Raw genomic sequence first — 16,141 nt, forward strand, 5'->3', positions numbered from 1 at the left:
CTCATTAGACTCTGAGCAAACAACCTTCATAGGGTAATACAGATAAATGCCGACCATACACCCCCCGCTTCTCCCTAAGCTATAACTTCAAGCTTCTATCAAATAACAGTACGTCTTGAAGACACCTATATTAAGAGTCTATTTATACCCGCAATCGCTGGATCATAAGGGCTACAGGGCGAGAAAATCAGGAAAAATACGATTTAATAAGAACCCTTAAATTAGAAAACTCAGTCGCAATGGATGTAAAAGACCCTCAGCAGGTTCTAGTCCGCCTTCCGATCCAGAGATTAGCACCCACTATATTTTTTCTAAGCGGGGCCTACCAAATCAATAAATAACACAATCTACCTGAACAAACATCAGAAAAATGTGTCATGACACACAAGTTTACTTGAGGCAGCCGTCTAGCACATTAGCCCATTAGGCAACAGCCTCATTACAACCTATGATGAGGAGGTGAAACCAGAGCTACCCACCACGCAAACAGCAAGGTTTAAACTATAAAAGATCTAAGAGTTGCCCGAGGTCGACGAAAAAACTAACGGCTAAATGACGGGTTTGCCAACGGGAATTGAAAAGGGCCTTAGGTTAATCCACTCTAAAAGAACCGCAAGATCCAATAAAAAACAACCAGATACAAAAAAGCCCTCACATGTGAGGGCTTTTTTGTATCTGGCGGACCGGACGGGACTCGAACCCGCGACCTCCGGCGTGACAGGCCGGCATTCTAACCAACTGAACTACCGGTCCTCGGTAGTAAACTTCCTCTATGGAAGTTGGTGGGTGGTACAGGGGTCGAACCTGTGACCTACGGCTTGTAAGGCCGTCGCTCTCCCAACTGAGCTAACCACCCGGTGCTCTTTGCTATAGGGGCCGTGCCCCCTTGAGCGAGGCGCATATTACCCGACTGTAGATTCCTGTCAACAATTTTCACGCCAAATAATCACGTCCGATCAATTTCCATCCGATTCGTCTGGTAAAGAGACAGGAACCCCCCTCATTTCAGCCTCTTCAGTACTTGCTCCCTGCAAGACCTTACCCTGCCGATAGTCTGGGTCTAGCAGATGCCCAGCTATCTTCACTGGGATCCCCCTCGGTATCAGCTGCTCTTTGGGGCGGGCCAAGTCTTGCTCGTTGTAATTACACACACCGGTAGGAAATATTTTCTTTAGATCTGCCACACGACTGGAAATTTCCTCAGTGAATGGACCGTAGATCCCCTTCGCCAACGCCCGCTCAACCGGCTGTAGAGCGCACTTAAAGACATCATCGGTCACCGGTGCCCCCGCCACCTGCCTTGATGTACTATGAATTGGGTATACCCTCATACACTTCCCGGGAGCTTGGCTATTCCAGGGGCCATCCCAAACCTTATCTCCAGACGCAAGTAAATTTCCTTCTTTGTCGAAGCATCGGTCATTGGCATCATCCGGGCGGTTTTCCACTACACCTTTACCTGGGTTTTCTATGATGTTCTGCATCCAACGGTCGACTAAATCCAGCGCCTCATGCAATGGGTTGTAGCCTTTGTCACTCATCCAAATCAGTTGGTTCTCCGCATGTCCACGGGCACGCCGAATACGCTCGCGTGCGGAAAAAGAGGCTGAGCTGTGGTGCATATCAGGCTCTTTATCGAGGTAGTGCCGCAAATCAATAATGGGGATCTCTACATCCCCCAGGAAAACGTGCCCGGAACGATATATTCCATTAATAGCCTCCAGACTTGCGCGACTGCGCTTCGCCGGCTTTTGGAGGGTTCCCATATTGAGATTTTGCTCACTCCAAAGGGACAAGCGAACCGGAAACATATTCCCATTCATAAACCACAACTGCTCTTGGCTCTGGTCTTCTGGTGCTTTCCAGCCACCTACAGCAGCATTGACACGTAAAAATGTATCTATATTGATTTCGCCGTTCACCAGGGCTTTCAGGCCGTACTGCACCCCCTCATTGTCCCAAGAACTATTTGCGTACCCTGATGCGTTTGCACCATAAAATTGGCGAAGGTCCTCCCAGTGCGTCCAATGCACTTTTGGGACAACCTCAGCAGCGAAACTCTTAGCAAAGTGAACAAAGTTAGGGTTATTAACCAACGGTACTAAGCCTCGCCACCCTTCGACGCATTCAGTGGTTCCCTGCATCCTATCTCGGTAGCGACTATCAAAAATCCCAGCAAAAAAGCTCAACACTCCAAATTTACTTGAACCATTCTCACTGGCAGCTAACCCCTGGATAACCGTGCGCTCCTCTGCTTTTTTCCAGCGTTGATTCTGCCTATCCACAATGTCAAAGAAGTACTCCAGTGGCTCACAGTCGAAGGCATAGATTGTTTGGGACACCATATCTGGGTAGGAATACAAGGGGATAGCGGCATCTAAGACGCCCGGAGCATTCTGCGCAAATAGATACTGCTGGATCGCTCCACCTGACCCCCCAATGCCAACGGTGTACATTGGATCCCCGTATAACGATACAAATTGCTTTTTCACCCTACGAGCAGTGTCTTCTGCCAGCCACATGTTGTAGTGGTTTCTAGTCTGATTGGCGGTCGAATAGACAATCGCATAACCGCGCGCAAGCTCATCCATTCGCCGCGTGGTGATATCTCCTTTGTTGATTTTTCCCTGGCGCCCTCCAATGCCTACGCCACCACGAAACTGATAGATCAGCCGCTTATTCCAGTTACTACCACTTGGCCCACCTGCAGACTCACCCTCTCCCCTTAATACTGCTATTGCATAAAAGTGACGGTTGATCGTGCCTGTCTCTACACGAACAATAAAATCTACCTGCTTCCCGTTTACCGTCACCTTATCGATATCATTTCTGGCCTCATGCAGATAGTGAAACTGGCCATCAGTGGTACTACGGTAAAAATAGGTAACCTCTGTAGCGTGACTGCAATCCCGGCTATACCCAATAACCTCTTTTGTCTTCCTGCCCTTATCATTTAGAGCAAAGATAGGCACCCCTTCACCATCCTGGTTGTCTACCAGGGGCTGCTTATTTGTAATATTGTTTTTCCCGCAATATAGAGGGTACCTGGCTGGGCCACTGAATAGAGTCTCTACAGGCCCGACTTCTCCCAAGCCAATAGGAAATGGGAAATATTCAGGCGGGCGGGACATCATTCGGGGGTGAGGGCCGGAATAAGCTGGCGCAGGTTGATAGTCCAGCACCCCTTCAGGAACCTTCAACACCGGAGCATCTACGCTCCCGTGGACTTTTGGCAGCTGGTTATACCCATACCAAGCTGCTGCCCCCAGGCCCACTAGCACCAAGAGCAAAATAGAGAGTATCCAGCCTCTCCTAACGGACATAAGCGCCTCCACAGGAAACATCACTTTCTGTACAGCTTGAGTATATGAACGGATGTCCCAGGCTACTGGCAGTTGGCGCCAAGGAAGACTTAAAGAGAGGCAGGACTTGTAGAGCGGTGCGCAGAAGCGCAAATATCTTTAGGACAAAAACAAAAAAAGGGGATCTAGTGATCCCCCTTTCGAAAGCAGTACCGCCTAGTCTTTAGCGATAATGCCTTTCTCCTGAAGAGTGGAGAGAATCACTTCTACTTCCTCTTCAAGAATCATTTCAGCAGTATTCAGGTGCAATTCTGGTGAAACAGGTGCCTCATAGGGATCATCAATACCAGTAAAACCTTTGATCTCACCTGCACGAGCTTTCTTATACAAGCCTTTGGGGTCGCGTGCCTCAGCCTCTTTCAGTGGGCAGTCTACGAAAACTTCCATATACGGAAGATCACCTGCTTCATGCATCTTTCTTACTAAATCACGATCTTCACGGTACGGACTGATAAAACTGGATAAAACAACCACGCCAGTATCCGCAAACAACTTGGAAATTTCGCCTACACGTCGGATATTTTCCTGGCGGTCCTCAGCTGAGAAGCCAAGGTTAGAATTGATGCCCAAGCGGATGTTATCGCCATCCAAACGGTAACTGAGCACGCCACGAGCAGCCAGAGCCTTCTCTACGGCAACAGCCACAGTGCTCTTACCAGAGCCCGAAAGGCCGGTGAACCATAGGGTCACGCCTTTGTGGCCGAGGATACTCGCCCGGTTTTCGCGGGTCACATCACCCTCATGCCAATGGACATTGGTCGCTTTTTGCTCAACTGTAGCTGTCACTGATTACTCCAAGTCTTGAATACAATCCTAGTGTCACAGGTGTCAAGCATTTCATTGCACTTTGTGCCAATGCCTGCCTGTGATATGGGCGCTAATTATCGAGTATTTGGGCGGTAAGCGTAAAGCCCTCTGTTATAACGTGTCTATTCAACTCAAAGTCTTGAGTGCATAAGCAGCAAAGTGGCATTGTTCTAATAGCGGGGCAGAATGGGCAAAATAACGCTATAGACAGGACTTTTTTGCTTGGAATCTGCTCCAGTGGTACTACTGCAGGCAGCATCATTTTAACCATTCTGCCACTACCATCCCTTCGTTACGCAAAGGCTGAGTCAGACATCAGGGTGTTACACTAATCTATCTGTAACTAGGTACTTCTATTAGCTATTGAGTGAAATAAAGAATGAAGCAAGAAGTATCACTAGTCACAAACGCTCGGAACCAATACCCATCTACATATTTTATAAATCTATAAATTCTCACCGGAGATGTAAGCTCCTTCCGTCAGCTCCTTTTACTCGCTCCAATGAACAATATGCCGTTGAATCATCATCAGCTGAGAAGCCAAAAACAGGTAGGAAAATTTGGCAAGGAGGCTCCTATGCAATGCTACTCTCCTTGACCTCAAGCAAAGAAACTTAGGAGCATCGCTACCCTATTGGACTAGCTAAGCAAACTAAAGTAGACCATTCAAATCCATAGACAATTGATTATTACAGTTAACACAAAAAACTATTATTCCTTACAACCCGAATACAATAAAATTGCATGAGCTTAGACTTGCTCTTGTCACCTGCCGATAAAAAGCGTCATTTAATTTCAAATCATCGATACTCTCAACTTTCTCACACGAAGCAAATAACCCCCCGACAACTGCGCAGGTTTTCTCATTCATCATATTTGCGGCCGGCTACCGAGTGACGCGCTTTAATCTAGTTAAAAATACAAGTTCCATGGTAATCTGTGAACCGGAATTGAGAAAAAACAGCCCTATATTTCTTAGGGTTTATAGCCAGTAAAGGAGGATGCTCAACGATGAGTAAAGGGGTTTTAAATAGATTTAAAATTCGCAAAGGAAAAATTTTTGAAGCCCCGCTAGAAGAGGCATTTGGTCGCCTGGTTACTCCTTTTGAGGAATTTATTCATCGTCAAAGCAGCAGTGGTATATTACTAATGCTCTCTGCGCTTATCGCTTTGATTGTTGCTAACTCTCCCTTGCAAGAGGCTTACAAGCACCTACTTCATATGCCTATTGCGATAGGTGCAGGAGACTGGACATTTTCCCTTTCCCTACATCACTGGATCAATGACGGCCTAATGGCCATCTTTTTCTTTCTAGTCGGCTTGGAATTAAAACGAGAGTTTCTTGTGGGAGAACTCTCAGATCTCCGCCAGGCAGTACTACCTGTGATGGCCGCTATCGGCGGCATGGTGGTGCCCGCCCTACTATACAGCTCCCTTAATTTAGGTACCGAAGCCGGTCCAGGCTGGGGTATCCCGATGGCAACAGACATTGCCTTTGCGGTAGGCTGTATTGCACTACTAGGCAACCGTGTACCACGAGCAGTAGTGACCTTTTTGGTCGCACTGGCGATCGTAGATGACTTAGGGGCAATTCTCGTTATTGCCATCTGGTACACAGAGCAAGTAAACATGACAGCGCTCATCGCATCAGGTGGCCTGGTTGTAGTGCTCGGGCTGCTCAATGCTGCGGGTATTCGCCGATCCGCAGCCTATGTCTTTGTTGGAGGTCTATTGTGGTACGGACTTCACTCAGCCGGTGTCCACGCTACTCTCGCTGGTGTCATTACCGCTATGGCATTACCTGCCAAGCCAAAATACGATCCTGTAGCATTTAGCACCTTCGTAAAAGATATCATTCGCAGCTTTGACCGCTGCTTCCGCCCAGGTGACAAGATTATCGCTAACGATGATTTACGAGCTCGCGTAATGGGCTTGGGTAATGGCGTGAACTTAGCCCAATCTCCGCTACAACGCATGGAGACTCGCCTACACATACCGGTCGGGTTTGTAGTGATACCCATCTTTGCACTAGCTAACGCGGGAATTCCGGTCGACAGCTTCAGCAGCTCCGAAGCAGTACTCAACCCGGTAACTCTCGGGGTTATCTTTGGCTTGGTGGTCGGTAAGTTACTTGGGATTGTAGGGGCCACTTGGGTAGGTTGGAAGCTAGGCTGGGGCCAATTACCCAAAGCGGCGAATTTCCAACATATTGTCGGTGTAGCATTGCTCGCAGGTATTGGGTTCACCATGTCCATTTTTATCGCAGAACTAGCATTTAGCTCACAAAATGAACTGCTTATTCAGGCGAAAGCCGGCATTCTGCTTGCATCGGTTATCGCTGGGACAGCTGGCTTTTTGGTGCTGCGTAATGCTCCCGCCTCAGAAGACAATGAAGCCAATGAAGCCAAAAGCGAGGAGTCAGATTACCCGGCCCAAGCTACGTCCAACTAAACAGCAACATTCAAAGTAGGCCGGGCAAACTCCGGTTGCCCGGCCTGCAAAAAGCGTCATCACGAATAAGGAACGAATAGAAGGCAAACTTTGAGTCAACTATGTCCCTATAATTTAGATTCGAACCAAAGTTACATCACAATGTGCATAGTTCACTATGCTATTAGCGGTAGAACCAATCAGGGAACTCAAACCTTTCTTGGAGTGAGTTCCCAGAACTATCAGATCCACCTTCCTTTTTTCAGCTTCCTTACAGATAACCTCATAAGGCTTTCCCACTTTAAGGGCCCGATTTCTCTTGCTAACCCCAAAGTCTTCCGTAATCTCCTCAAACTTCGGAATTGCACTCTCTTTCAGCTCTTTTTGATAATCCTTGGGCAGGAAGCTATAAGGCAGTACATTTAAAACTACTAGCTTGCTATCAAATTTCTTAGATAATTCTACCGCTTTAGACAACACATGCCTCCCTTCTTGAGACGCTTCTATAGCGCAAAGGATAGTATTGTACATATTCCCCCTCCAGTATATTTGACTAATAACAACTGAACTTATCGAGCACCACTTCCACCACAGCTTAAATGAAAAGAGTTCGAAGCACAAAGAGGGAAAATTAAAAAATCAACCTAATACCACCTATTATCTATTCAACCCGAATGGACTAAAGCCTCGATTATGGCACAACTCTCAAACAGCCATAGGAGGTCAGAAGTTATCATTTTCTTGACTAAACCTCCTGCGAGCTCTAAAAAATTAATACTAAACGATGAACATCTTTATCCGCGCAGATGATATCAATAAAAGAACTATCAACTTCAGAAAAATGTATACCTATTAACATCTCATTTACAGCCCTAGTTCTCTCCTATTTTGACACAAGACAATCGCACAAAAAATCCATTACCAGAAGATATCAATTACAGGGCTTTCTGTTATTTTTAAACTGTCAACTTATCGCTTTCAACAAGTCTCGCCCATAGATCTTACTGTATAACTTAAGGCAACTATGACATTACATTCCCAGCCCTGCACCCGAAACAAAGCTTCATTTCAGAAGCCAATTGTTTCTCCAACAGGATTTGCATTACAAAGCACGGTGTCACTCAAAGGCCGAAAGAAATCTGACATGAAAGCCTCATGTGTGGCGGCTATGACTTTTTGTTAGCTGTCTACGCGTTAATGAGATTTACTAGAAAGAAAGGGGGCTCTTTTGGCTTGCACAATGGTAGTAGTAAAGATTCAACGTGGTAGTTGCAAATATCCCTATGGACTAGAAGCCACTCCCAATTCCCTCTCGACTGTATATGCACGCGGTAATATTAGCTTACTTAAGTAGCCTAGCATTGCAATAATTAGATCCAGAGATACGACAAAAACGGAATGAAAATAGCTCAAAAAATGGTCAGCCATATTACTTCTAGAAACAATGTCATCGTCAGTGGGATAATTCTAGGGGTTGACACAGCAGCCTGCAGGAAACGCTAGCTTCTAAAGGTGGAACAATTGCAACCTCACCTACGGATTGCATACAGCAAACCCAAGGTCAAATTATCAACTAGCAATGTAAGTATTAGAAGGTGGAGGCCTGTGGATATCAGAGCACACCTCCCCAACAGCACTTTTTGTATGCCGGAATAGATTGCAGCTAGGCCTTTCCCAACCCTCTCTAATTGTTGAATCTGAAGCTTCGGGAGGCTCAATGAAGTATGTAGATTTCTGTCTCCAGGCTAAACACAAACTCTTTGCGTCCTACTTTTGCCCATAAAGAACAATATTACCTTCTCCTAGAACCTTAAAAAGCCAATAAAGCACTGACTTTTTAAGGTTGAAATTATCAAGTTATCACTAATCTCACTATTCTTTTACAAGAAAATTTTTGTACTCGGCAATTCTGACCCACATCTAGAAAAATTACCGTTCTCCAGCACTCTCAAGTAGTTGATAAACTCGCCCAGGGAAATCGCCAATAATCCCATCTACACCAAGGGATATACTCCGCTCAATATCATCTGTATCGTTAACTGTCCAGAGATCGACGGCCACACCTTTACTCTGAAAAAAGCGAACATAGGGCTTAGTGGTAATACTGTATGGCAGTTGGGCAACTTCAAAGTCCGGTCTGAAAGCCCATCCAAAGCCTGAACTCCAGGCTAGACTGGCCTCTATAAGTTCACCGATTGTTGCACTCGTTCTAATCTTTCCCCCACTGATATCACGAAAATGCCCCATAGCCCTATTGTACTGGCTAGCCACAGTAACTTGCTGTTCCATTCTGTAGTCAACAATTACTTGCCATAGTATTTCTGATAAGACCTTATCATTTGGTTTAATTTCAATGTTAAATATGGCATCAGGATAGCGCTCAAATAGTTCATTTAATGTTAAGAGGACGAGCCCTTGGTTTCGGAATGGGTAACTATCACCATTATCTAGGGTAAACTCATATCCAGCATCCAATGCTTTTATTTCTCCCAAAGTCAAATCTTCTATTTTATCCGAGACACCTGCATTTTTTTTAAGGTCTGCATCGTGATTGATAATAATGAACTGATCTTTCGACAAATGTATATCCAGCTCTAGAATATCTGCCCCCTGCTCCAATGCCATATCAAAAGCCAGGGTGGTACTTTGAGGGTACTCACCAGAAGCTCCTCTGTGAGCAAGGATATCAATAGCCAAAACCTTATTGTAAGCCATCATAGATAAAACCAGACAAGTAACGATCTTGAGCACGTTGTTCATTTAGAAGTTTCCTATGTTTTAAGAGAAGAGCTATTACTCAGACACAAACAAAAGCCAATCCAAAATAGATACTACAGAGAAATAGTATTGGGTATACTATTTCTCACACATATAAAGCACGAATTAACTCATTTAACCTACTTAAACTATATAAGAGATACAAAAGTAACTCTTACAGCCTTCAGGGCTCTTTTTGTTCACGTATACCCAACCAAAGAATCAACCATTAAAGTACTTAAATCTGATTGATAACCCACTCTAAATGCACCCATCTATTTTAAGCAATATAATACATTTAAATATTAAGCACTAATGCACAAATCTAGAAAATATCGCCACCAAATTCATTAACTAAACAAAGCTTCCATTATCAATTAAGGAAATATCGATCAAGCTTCTGGGTTGGAAATTCTATCCTTTAAGCTAAAACAAAACATTTAGATCAAGCAAGGAAGGTTAAGAGCGGCCGAGAGGGCCTGAAAATCCTCCCCCTTCATCTATACAGGCAAGCAAAAATAAAAATATATCGAACAATATAAAGCCTAGAGGAATTTAGGCCTATTATTCTTGCACAAACATGTTGCAGATCACGACAAAAACCCTCCTCAAAATGCAAAAGCATATACTGGTTAATCTTCTATACATAAACAAAAGGGTTAGATTAGAGTGCATGGTTAGCATGTAGGTTTTTAAAAGATAAAACATACTTCTAGCCAGGCAATTAGCCAACGGCACTTCGGCGTATTTAGCCGACAGCAACTACTCAAGGCTACCGACTCGAAGCCTAGATTTATAAATTTGGAGAATCCCATGGAAAGATACGCATTATTTACCGGTACTTATAACCTACTTATGGGTGGAATAAAGGACTTCAAGCGATCATTTCACAATGAGGAGGACGCCTATAAAGAAATAGAACAGATTGCCAAAACTGACCCATTTACTCACTGGGCACAGATATTCGACAAGAGAACTGATAAGGCAAGAATTTTTAATATTGTCGATGAAAATGTGGTTGAGAGTAAAATCAATGACTGCCCGAAACAATCTGCTAAATCAATGGTGAAGGCTGTAACTAAGTTTTGCTAAATAGTATTCAGCCAGCTTGTGAGCCCGCGTAAAGCAGGCTCGCAAACCCTCGCATATTTATTAGCAGTATCGAATAGCAGATACCTATGTGGCTATTCAGTGAATAAAGAGGTTCTTACTTTCCAACAATACCTGTGCGCTATCAATTCTGCGGGTATCTCTACCCCAAATTACTAATAGCAGCAAGTATAAAGAAGAAATTACTCCGATCTTAAAGCTACTCATATGATTCGGAAGGGTAGCTTCGACACAGGCGTATCCCAGTCTACAAAAATTTATAGCGCTAATAGTAAAACTGCGCTGTCCATAGGTGTATCTCGGTGAAACGGAAACTTCATGAAAAACCACTTACATGGACTAGCTCAATCTTAATCTGAAACACCCTATGAAAAGGAAGTGTTTACCGGTTTTGCTGCAGGAACCTAGACCTAAAACCAAAGATAAGCCCGATGATCCATACTAATAATCGCATTATCAAAGAGGCTCAATCCAGTAAAAGAACTCGGAAATATATCCTAAGCTGGTATGATTCAGAATGTATCGAGAGACACCTTGGAAACCGTTTCAATTCGCGACGTAGACGCCCATCTTGAGAATAATCGATGGGTATCCAACCGTAAGAACCATATTGACACAGCCGTTAAAAAAACAGCCTTGACTTATGCCCTCCTCTAGGAGCCTACCCATCGACAGATTCGAGTCATCAGTGAACTACGTAAACGCGGTTCACTTGTGTGTCCTCGTGGCGTTCGAAGCATTTGGCTAAGATCAGACTAAAAGATTTCAAACTGAGATTAAAAGAGCTTGGGGCTAAGATGGAGAAGGGACTCACCCTCACCGAGCCACAAGTTCAGGCCTTGGAGCGAAAGCAACAAAGGAACAGCGATTAGAAATTTCTATCTGAAGTTGGATAACCAGCTTGCTTCCAAGCTACCCATAATAAATCTTCATATCGTATGACAAAAGGGAGCAGGATCAGTTGAGCTTCTTCCCAGTCTCTCTCTTGACAACAAATTCTATCTGCTACTCTTCACTGCCTACCATCATACTCAAAAGCTCTATGATCGGCTCCAGTATACACACCTAACTAATATTTGAATCTTTTAACGGGATACCGAGAAACAAAGCATTAATATAGATTAAGGCCCAAATTGCCACACCGAAACAGAAACGAAAAAATTCGTATAGGTGACTTTGTAAGTCCTTAATAAACAAGGACGAATCTGGGATGGCCGACGGGGATCGAACCCGCGACCAAAGGAGCCACAATCAAACCTAAATCCATTTAACTATCATATAGTTACCGCCTATCGTGTGCAAAAGGCAAGATAGTTTACCTCCGCTCTAAGCCCCGTGGTTACTCAGCTCCTCAAGTTTTGGCACACACAAAGACTGTATATTTTCACAGAGTTCATATTCCGATCTCCAGCAGTTGACCCCACTAAAAGGTACAGGCTACAGAACAAAGTTCCTGCCGCATCTTCCCTTTCACATGGGTATCTTCGGCACCAAGAATAGAGCCCCTGATCGAACTTGTGGTATCCGAAAGGGATAGCTGGGACACGAAAGCATCCCAACTTACCGGCAGCTTAAAACTTAGTCTGCACTTTTAGTGAAATACAGGCTATCTTTTACTCGACTACCGGTGCCTGGATCAGTGATATACCAAATTAGCTCATAATCTCCAGCTTCGAACCAAGCAGGTATGTTTAGATAATTTCTAGTGTAATCTTTCGCCTCAGAATAATTTAACACCACCTCCCTTGAATTATGAATGGGGTAACTATCTCCGTTGGGGAACTTGAGTACACTCCACTGCTCGAACGTAACCAATGACTGCGTAGAGTCTAAATTACGAATACTTGCATCATAATTGACTCTCCCACCATAGGAAGGAACTGTGAACTCAGTAGGTTCGTCAATATCAATCGCCAACTGAATATCAGAAACGTCTCCCTCAACTACTAGCTCAATGCCCCAGAACTCTACATAGCCAGCCAGTACACCGAGCTCGATTTCACTTTCTCCATCAAGAAGGTTCTTTAGCAACAAAGCATTTCCTTCTGCACAGATGCTAAAATTTTGCAACTGAGGAATAGGATTGGGATTTTCCGGAGTTGGCAAAATGTCGTCATAAATCAGAAACGCCGGATATAATTGCGCGTCTCTCCTAGGGGGATCTACAAATTCATTTTCCACCACAGAATGCGCTGAACTCGCATTTCCATCTTTAACCTCAGCATTAATACAGACCCTTTCAATACTATCGAATTGATAACCAATATCTACATCTACGTGATATTTAACTCTATCTTCCATTATGAAGGGGTACAGCTCAGCCAAGTCTATACTTGTAGTAATCGTATCCGCCTGAACCAATGGCGATACCCAGATGAAGGTGATACTAGCGATAAAATTTTTCAACACAGCCCTGTGTAGAGGTTGATTTATAGTCAGCTTCTTCAAAGTTACAGTCCATTACATATATTATGGGGTACAACAACCCTTATTAATTGAACGGTTAAGATACGAGAGCGGCTCGACCTACCAGCAGCCTAAATTTAGTCAGCGCTCTTTATAAAATACAGGCTATCTTTCACTCTATTCCTAGTGCTTGGATCAGTGACATACCAAATTAGCTCATAATCTCCAGCTTCGAACCAAGCAGGTATGTTTAGATAATTTCTAGTGTAATCTTTCCCCTCAGAATAATTTAACACCACATCCCTTGAATTATGAATGGGGTAACTATCTCCGTTGGGAAACTTGAGTACACTCCACTGCTCGAACGTAACCAATGACTGCGTAGAGTCTAAATTACGAATACTTGCATCATAATTGACTCTCCCCCCATAGGAAGGAACTGTGAACTCAGTAGGTTCGTCAATATCAATCGCCAACTGAATGTCGGAGACATCACCCTCAACAACCAGTTCAATATCCCAGAACTCTACAAAACCACCAGATACAAAGAGTCTAAACTGACCCTCCCCATCAAGGAAGTTATTTGCAAAAAAACTATCCCCATTTTCACAAAAATCGATATCTCCAATTTGGGGTACTGGATCAGGGTTTTCTGGTGTTGGAAGGTCGGTTAGCATCGACATTTTCATAAATTCGTTAAAGAAACCGTCAGGCCCGACTGTTTCACTTCTAAACCCATAGCCTGCAAATGAGGCATCACCATCTTTAGGCTCAGTGTTGATACAAATTTTCTCGATAGAATCGAACTTATAGCCGATATCTAACTCCACCTCGTAATCAAATCCACTCTCCATCTTAAAGGGGTATGGTTCACCTAGATCTATTTTAGTACTTATCGTGTCTGCTTGAATCAATGCCGATGCACATACTAAGGTGACACCAGCGATAGATTTTTTCAACACAGCCTTGTGCAGAGTGCAGCTTGCATTCATTTTTTTCAAAATCACATTCCATTAGATACATTGAGAGGCACAACAATACTTCAGACAGTTTTTTTTAAATTCAGCCCTAATAGTGCAAAGCCCGTAGCTATATAGGGACAACTGGGACACATAAGCACCCCAGCCTGCCGGGAGCTTAAGGCTTAATCGGCACTTTTAGTGAAATACAGGCTATCTTTCACCCGAACCCCAGTGCTTGGATCGGTGACATACCAAATTAGCTCATAATCTCCAGCTTCGAACCAAGCAGGTATGTTTAGGTAATTTCGAGTGTAATCTTTCGCCTCAGAATAATTTAATACCACATCCCGTGACTTATGGATGGGATACTTATCCCCGTTGGGAAGAGTGAGTACGCTCCATTGCTCAAATGTAACCAATGATTTCGAAGAGTCTAAATTACGAATACTCGCATCATAATTGACTCTTCCTCCGTAGGAAGGAACTGAAAAATCGGCAGATTCATCAAGCACGATCGCCAGCTGAGCATCAGAAGGATTACCTTCAATAACCAGCTCAAAGTCCCAAAAATCTACATAACCACCGGACACAAAGAACGTAAATTTACCTTCTCCATCAAGAAAGTTACTCGCCAAGATACTGTTTTCACCTGCACAGAAGCTGATATTTTTCATCCGTGGAAGCGGATCGGGATTTTCTGGAGTTGGAGCATCGACAAAATAAACCATGGGCGTTCCAAACGATAACTGTACACTTTCAGAGCCAGGAACAGGTTCACTTGCCACACGATAGAATGCCGCAGAGGCAAAGCCTTCTTTAACTTCAGTTTTAATACAAACTTCTTCAATGCTATCGAATCGATAGCCAACATCCAAATCTACCTCGTACTCAATTCCATCTTCCATCCTGAAAGGGAACGGCTCACCTAGATCTATTTTTGTGCTGATTGTATCTGCCTGAGCCAGTGCCGATGCGCAGATTAAAGTGATACCACCGATAGAATTTTTCAATACAGCCCCGCAATGGGAGTATTTATTAGTTAACTTCTTCAAAATCACATTCCATTAGATACATTATGAGGAACAACACTACTTCGGACAGTTTTTTAAAATTCAGTCCCAATAATGCAAAGCCCCTGGCTTGAGAAAGGGAAAACTGGGACACATAAGCGTCCCAGCCTGCCGAGAGATTAAAACTTAGTCGGCACTTTTAGTGAAATACAGGCTATCTTTCACCCGAATCCCGGTATTTGGGTCAGTCACATACCAAGTCAGCTCGTAATCTCCGGCCTCAAACCAAGCAGGTATATTTAGATAATTTCGAGTGTAATCCTTCGATTCAGAATAATTTAATATCACATCCCGTGACTTATGGATGGGATAGTTATCTCCATTGGGAAATTTAAGTACACTCCACTGTTCGAGTGTCACCAAAGATTGTGTAGAATCTAAATTACGAATACTTGCATCATAATTGACTCTTCCCCCGTAGGAAGGAACTAAAAACTCAGCAGGTTCGTCAAGTACAATCGCCAACTGAGTATCAGAGACATCACCCTCTACAACCAGTTCAAAGTCCCAGAAATCTACATAGCCACCGGACACATTGAATGTAAATTTACCTTCTCCATCGAGAAAATTCTGTGCCAAGACACCATTTCCATTCCCACAGAAATTTATGCTTTTTTGTAGCTGTGGTTCGGGGTTTGGATTTTCCGGCGTTGGGCTAGGCATGCTAATTGCGAGCGTTTGCGCAACAGACTCAAAACGTGGGAAAGTGAAAGGCCCTGCAGGTTCACTTTCTGCTGAATAAAATGCTGAGCCAGCATTTCCATTTTTAACTTCAGTGTTAATACAAATTTCTTCAATGGTATCGAATTGATAGCCAATATCTAAATTTATCTCATGCTTAACTCCATCTTCCATCCTAAAGGGGAATGACTCACCTAAGTCTATTTTTGTACTAATTGTATCTGCTTGGACCAATGCCGATGCGCAGATTAAAGTGATACCAGCGATAGAATTTTTCAACACAGCCCTGTGCAGAGGGGAGCTTATAGTCAGTTTTTTCAAAATTAAAATCCATTACATACATTATGAAATACAACTTACTTCGGACAGTTTTTTAGAGCCGAATCCTGATAAAGCAAACCCAGTTCCTTGACAATCAAGCATTTATCAAATGTCTTGGTAGTTTCAATCTGGGAAAAATAACTTTATCGGTTTGCTAGGCTATAACTGTCCGAAGCATTGTATTTTACCCTTTCCCATCCCTACAAAATTTTTTCCTACCTAATCGTACCAGATA

At 43.7% G+C, this 16,141-nt stretch carries 11 protein-coding genes and 2 tRNA genes; 3 read left to right on the forward strand and 10 right to left on the reverse strand.

All coding sequences use genetic code 11. The features are described from left to right. Positions 1 to 676: 676 nt before the first annotated feature. The 4 genes from ACJJI1_RS22265 to cysC form a co-directional block, all read right to left on the reverse strand. Positions 677 to 753: transfer RNA gene (locus ACJJI1_RS22265), tRNA-Asp, on the reverse strand. 27 nt (positions 754 to 780) lie between these two features. Beyond that, positions 781 to 856: transfer RNA gene (locus ACJJI1_RS22270), tRNA-Val, on the reverse strand. Positions 857 to 956: 100 nt separating this feature from the next. Further along, entirely contained in the window at positions 957 to 3,323 is a 2,367-nt protein-coding gene (locus ACJJI1_RS22275) for a DUF6351 family protein (protein ID WP_444958062.1), read from the reverse strand. Positions 3,324 to 3,518: 195 nt separating this feature from the next. Next, a complete protein-coding gene (cysC, locus tag ACJJI1_RS22280) occupies positions 3,519 to 4,148 on the reverse strand; it encodes an adenylyl-sulfate kinase (protein ID WP_444958063.1) in 630 nt (209 codons plus the stop codon). A 1,032-nt stretch (positions 4,149 to 5,180) separates the two neighbouring features. Here cysC and nhaA point away from each other — a divergent pair. Continuing rightward, complete coding sequence (gene nhaA, locus ACJJI1_RS22285) at positions 5,181 to 6,620, forward strand: Na+/H+ antiporter NhaA (protein ID WP_444958064.1); 1,440 nt, start codon at positions 5,181 to 5,183, stop codon at positions 6,618 to 6,620. 114 nt (positions 6,621 to 6,734) lie between these two features. Here nhaA and ACJJI1_RS22290 read toward each other — a convergent pair whose 3' ends face one another. Beyond that, complete coding sequence (locus ACJJI1_RS22290; protein WP_444959412.1) at positions 6,735 to 7,079, reverse strand: universal stress protein; 345 nt, start codon at positions 7,077 to 7,079, stop codon at positions 6,735 to 6,737. Positions 7,080 to 8,256: 1,177 nt separating this feature from the next. On the opposite strand from ACJJI1_RS22290, the gene ACJJI1_RS22295 reads away from it, so the two are divergent. Beyond that, complete coding sequence (locus ACJJI1_RS22295) at positions 8,257 to 8,382, forward strand: hypothetical protein (RefSeq protein ID WP_444958065.1); 126 nt, start codon at positions 8,257 to 8,259, stop codon at positions 8,380 to 8,382. A 146-nt stretch (positions 8,383 to 8,528) separates the two neighbouring features. On the opposite strand, the gene ACJJI1_RS22300 is transcribed toward ACJJI1_RS22295, so the two are convergent. Further along, complete coding sequence (locus tag ACJJI1_RS22300) at positions 8,529 to 9,359, reverse strand: glycerophosphodiester phosphodiesterase family protein (RefSeq protein ID WP_444958066.1); 831 nt, start codon at positions 9,357 to 9,359, stop codon at positions 8,529 to 8,531. An 810-nt stretch (positions 9,360 to 10,169) separates the two neighbouring features. Between ACJJI1_RS22300 and ACJJI1_RS22305 the strand changes: the two genes are divergently transcribed. Continuing rightward, positions 10,170 to 10,448, forward strand: coding sequence for a hypothetical protein (locus ACJJI1_RS22305; RefSeq protein ID WP_444958067.1), 279 nt, complete (start codon positions 10,170 to 10,172; stop codon positions 10,446 to 10,448). A gap of 1,596 nt (positions 10,449 to 12,044) precedes the next feature. On the opposite strand, the gene ACJJI1_RS22310 is transcribed toward ACJJI1_RS22305, so the two are convergent. From ACJJI1_RS22310 to ACJJI1_RS22325, 4 genes are all read right to left on the reverse strand, one after another. After that, complete coding sequence (locus ACJJI1_RS22310; protein WP_444958068.1) at positions 12,045 to 12,914, reverse strand: RbmA family biofilm matrix protein; 870 nt, start codon at positions 12,912 to 12,914, stop codon at positions 12,045 to 12,047. A 95-nt stretch (positions 12,915 to 13,009) separates the two neighbouring features. Further along, complete coding sequence (locus ACJJI1_RS22315) at positions 13,010 to 13,864, reverse strand: RbmA family biofilm matrix protein (protein ID WP_444959413.1); 855 nt, start codon at positions 13,862 to 13,864, stop codon at positions 13,010 to 13,012. 152 nt (positions 13,865 to 14,016) lie between these two features. Next, positions 14,017 to 14,886, reverse strand: a complete 870-nt coding sequence (locus ACJJI1_RS22320) for an RbmA family biofilm matrix protein (protein ID WP_444958069.1) — start codon at positions 14,884 to 14,886, stop codon at positions 14,017 to 14,019. A gap of 144 nt (positions 14,887 to 15,030) precedes the next feature. Then, entirely contained in the window at positions 15,031 to 15,906 is an 876-nt protein-coding gene (locus ACJJI1_RS22325) for an RbmA family biofilm matrix protein (protein ID WP_444958070.1), read from the reverse strand. Positions 15,907 to 16,141 lie beyond the last annotated feature (235 nt).

The organism is Microbulbifer maximicatervae (SeqCode), from assembly GCF_052467065.1.

Excerpts from the sequence above, each read along its gene's own strand:
- ACJJI1_RS22275 (WP_444958062.1), bottom strand. The coding sequence starts at position 3,323 with ATGTCCGTTAGGAGAGGCTGGATACTCTCTATTTTGCTCTTGGTGCTA.
- ACJJI1_RS22315 (WP_444959413.1), bottom strand. The coding sequence starts at position 13,864 with ATGAATGCAAGCTGCACTCTGCACAAGGCTGTGTTGAAAAAATCTATC.
- ACJJI1_RS22305 (WP_444958067.1), top strand. The coding sequence starts at position 10,170 with ATGGAAAGATACGCATTATTTACCGGTACTTATAACCTACTTATGGGT.
- nhaA (WP_444958064.1), top strand. The coding sequence starts at position 5,181 with ATGAGTAAAGGGGTTTTAAATAGATTTAAAATTCGCAAAGGAAAAATT.
- ACJJI1_RS22300 (WP_444958066.1), bottom strand. The coding sequence starts at position 9,359 with ATGAACAACGTGCTCAAGATCGTTACTTGTCTGGTTTTATCTATGATG.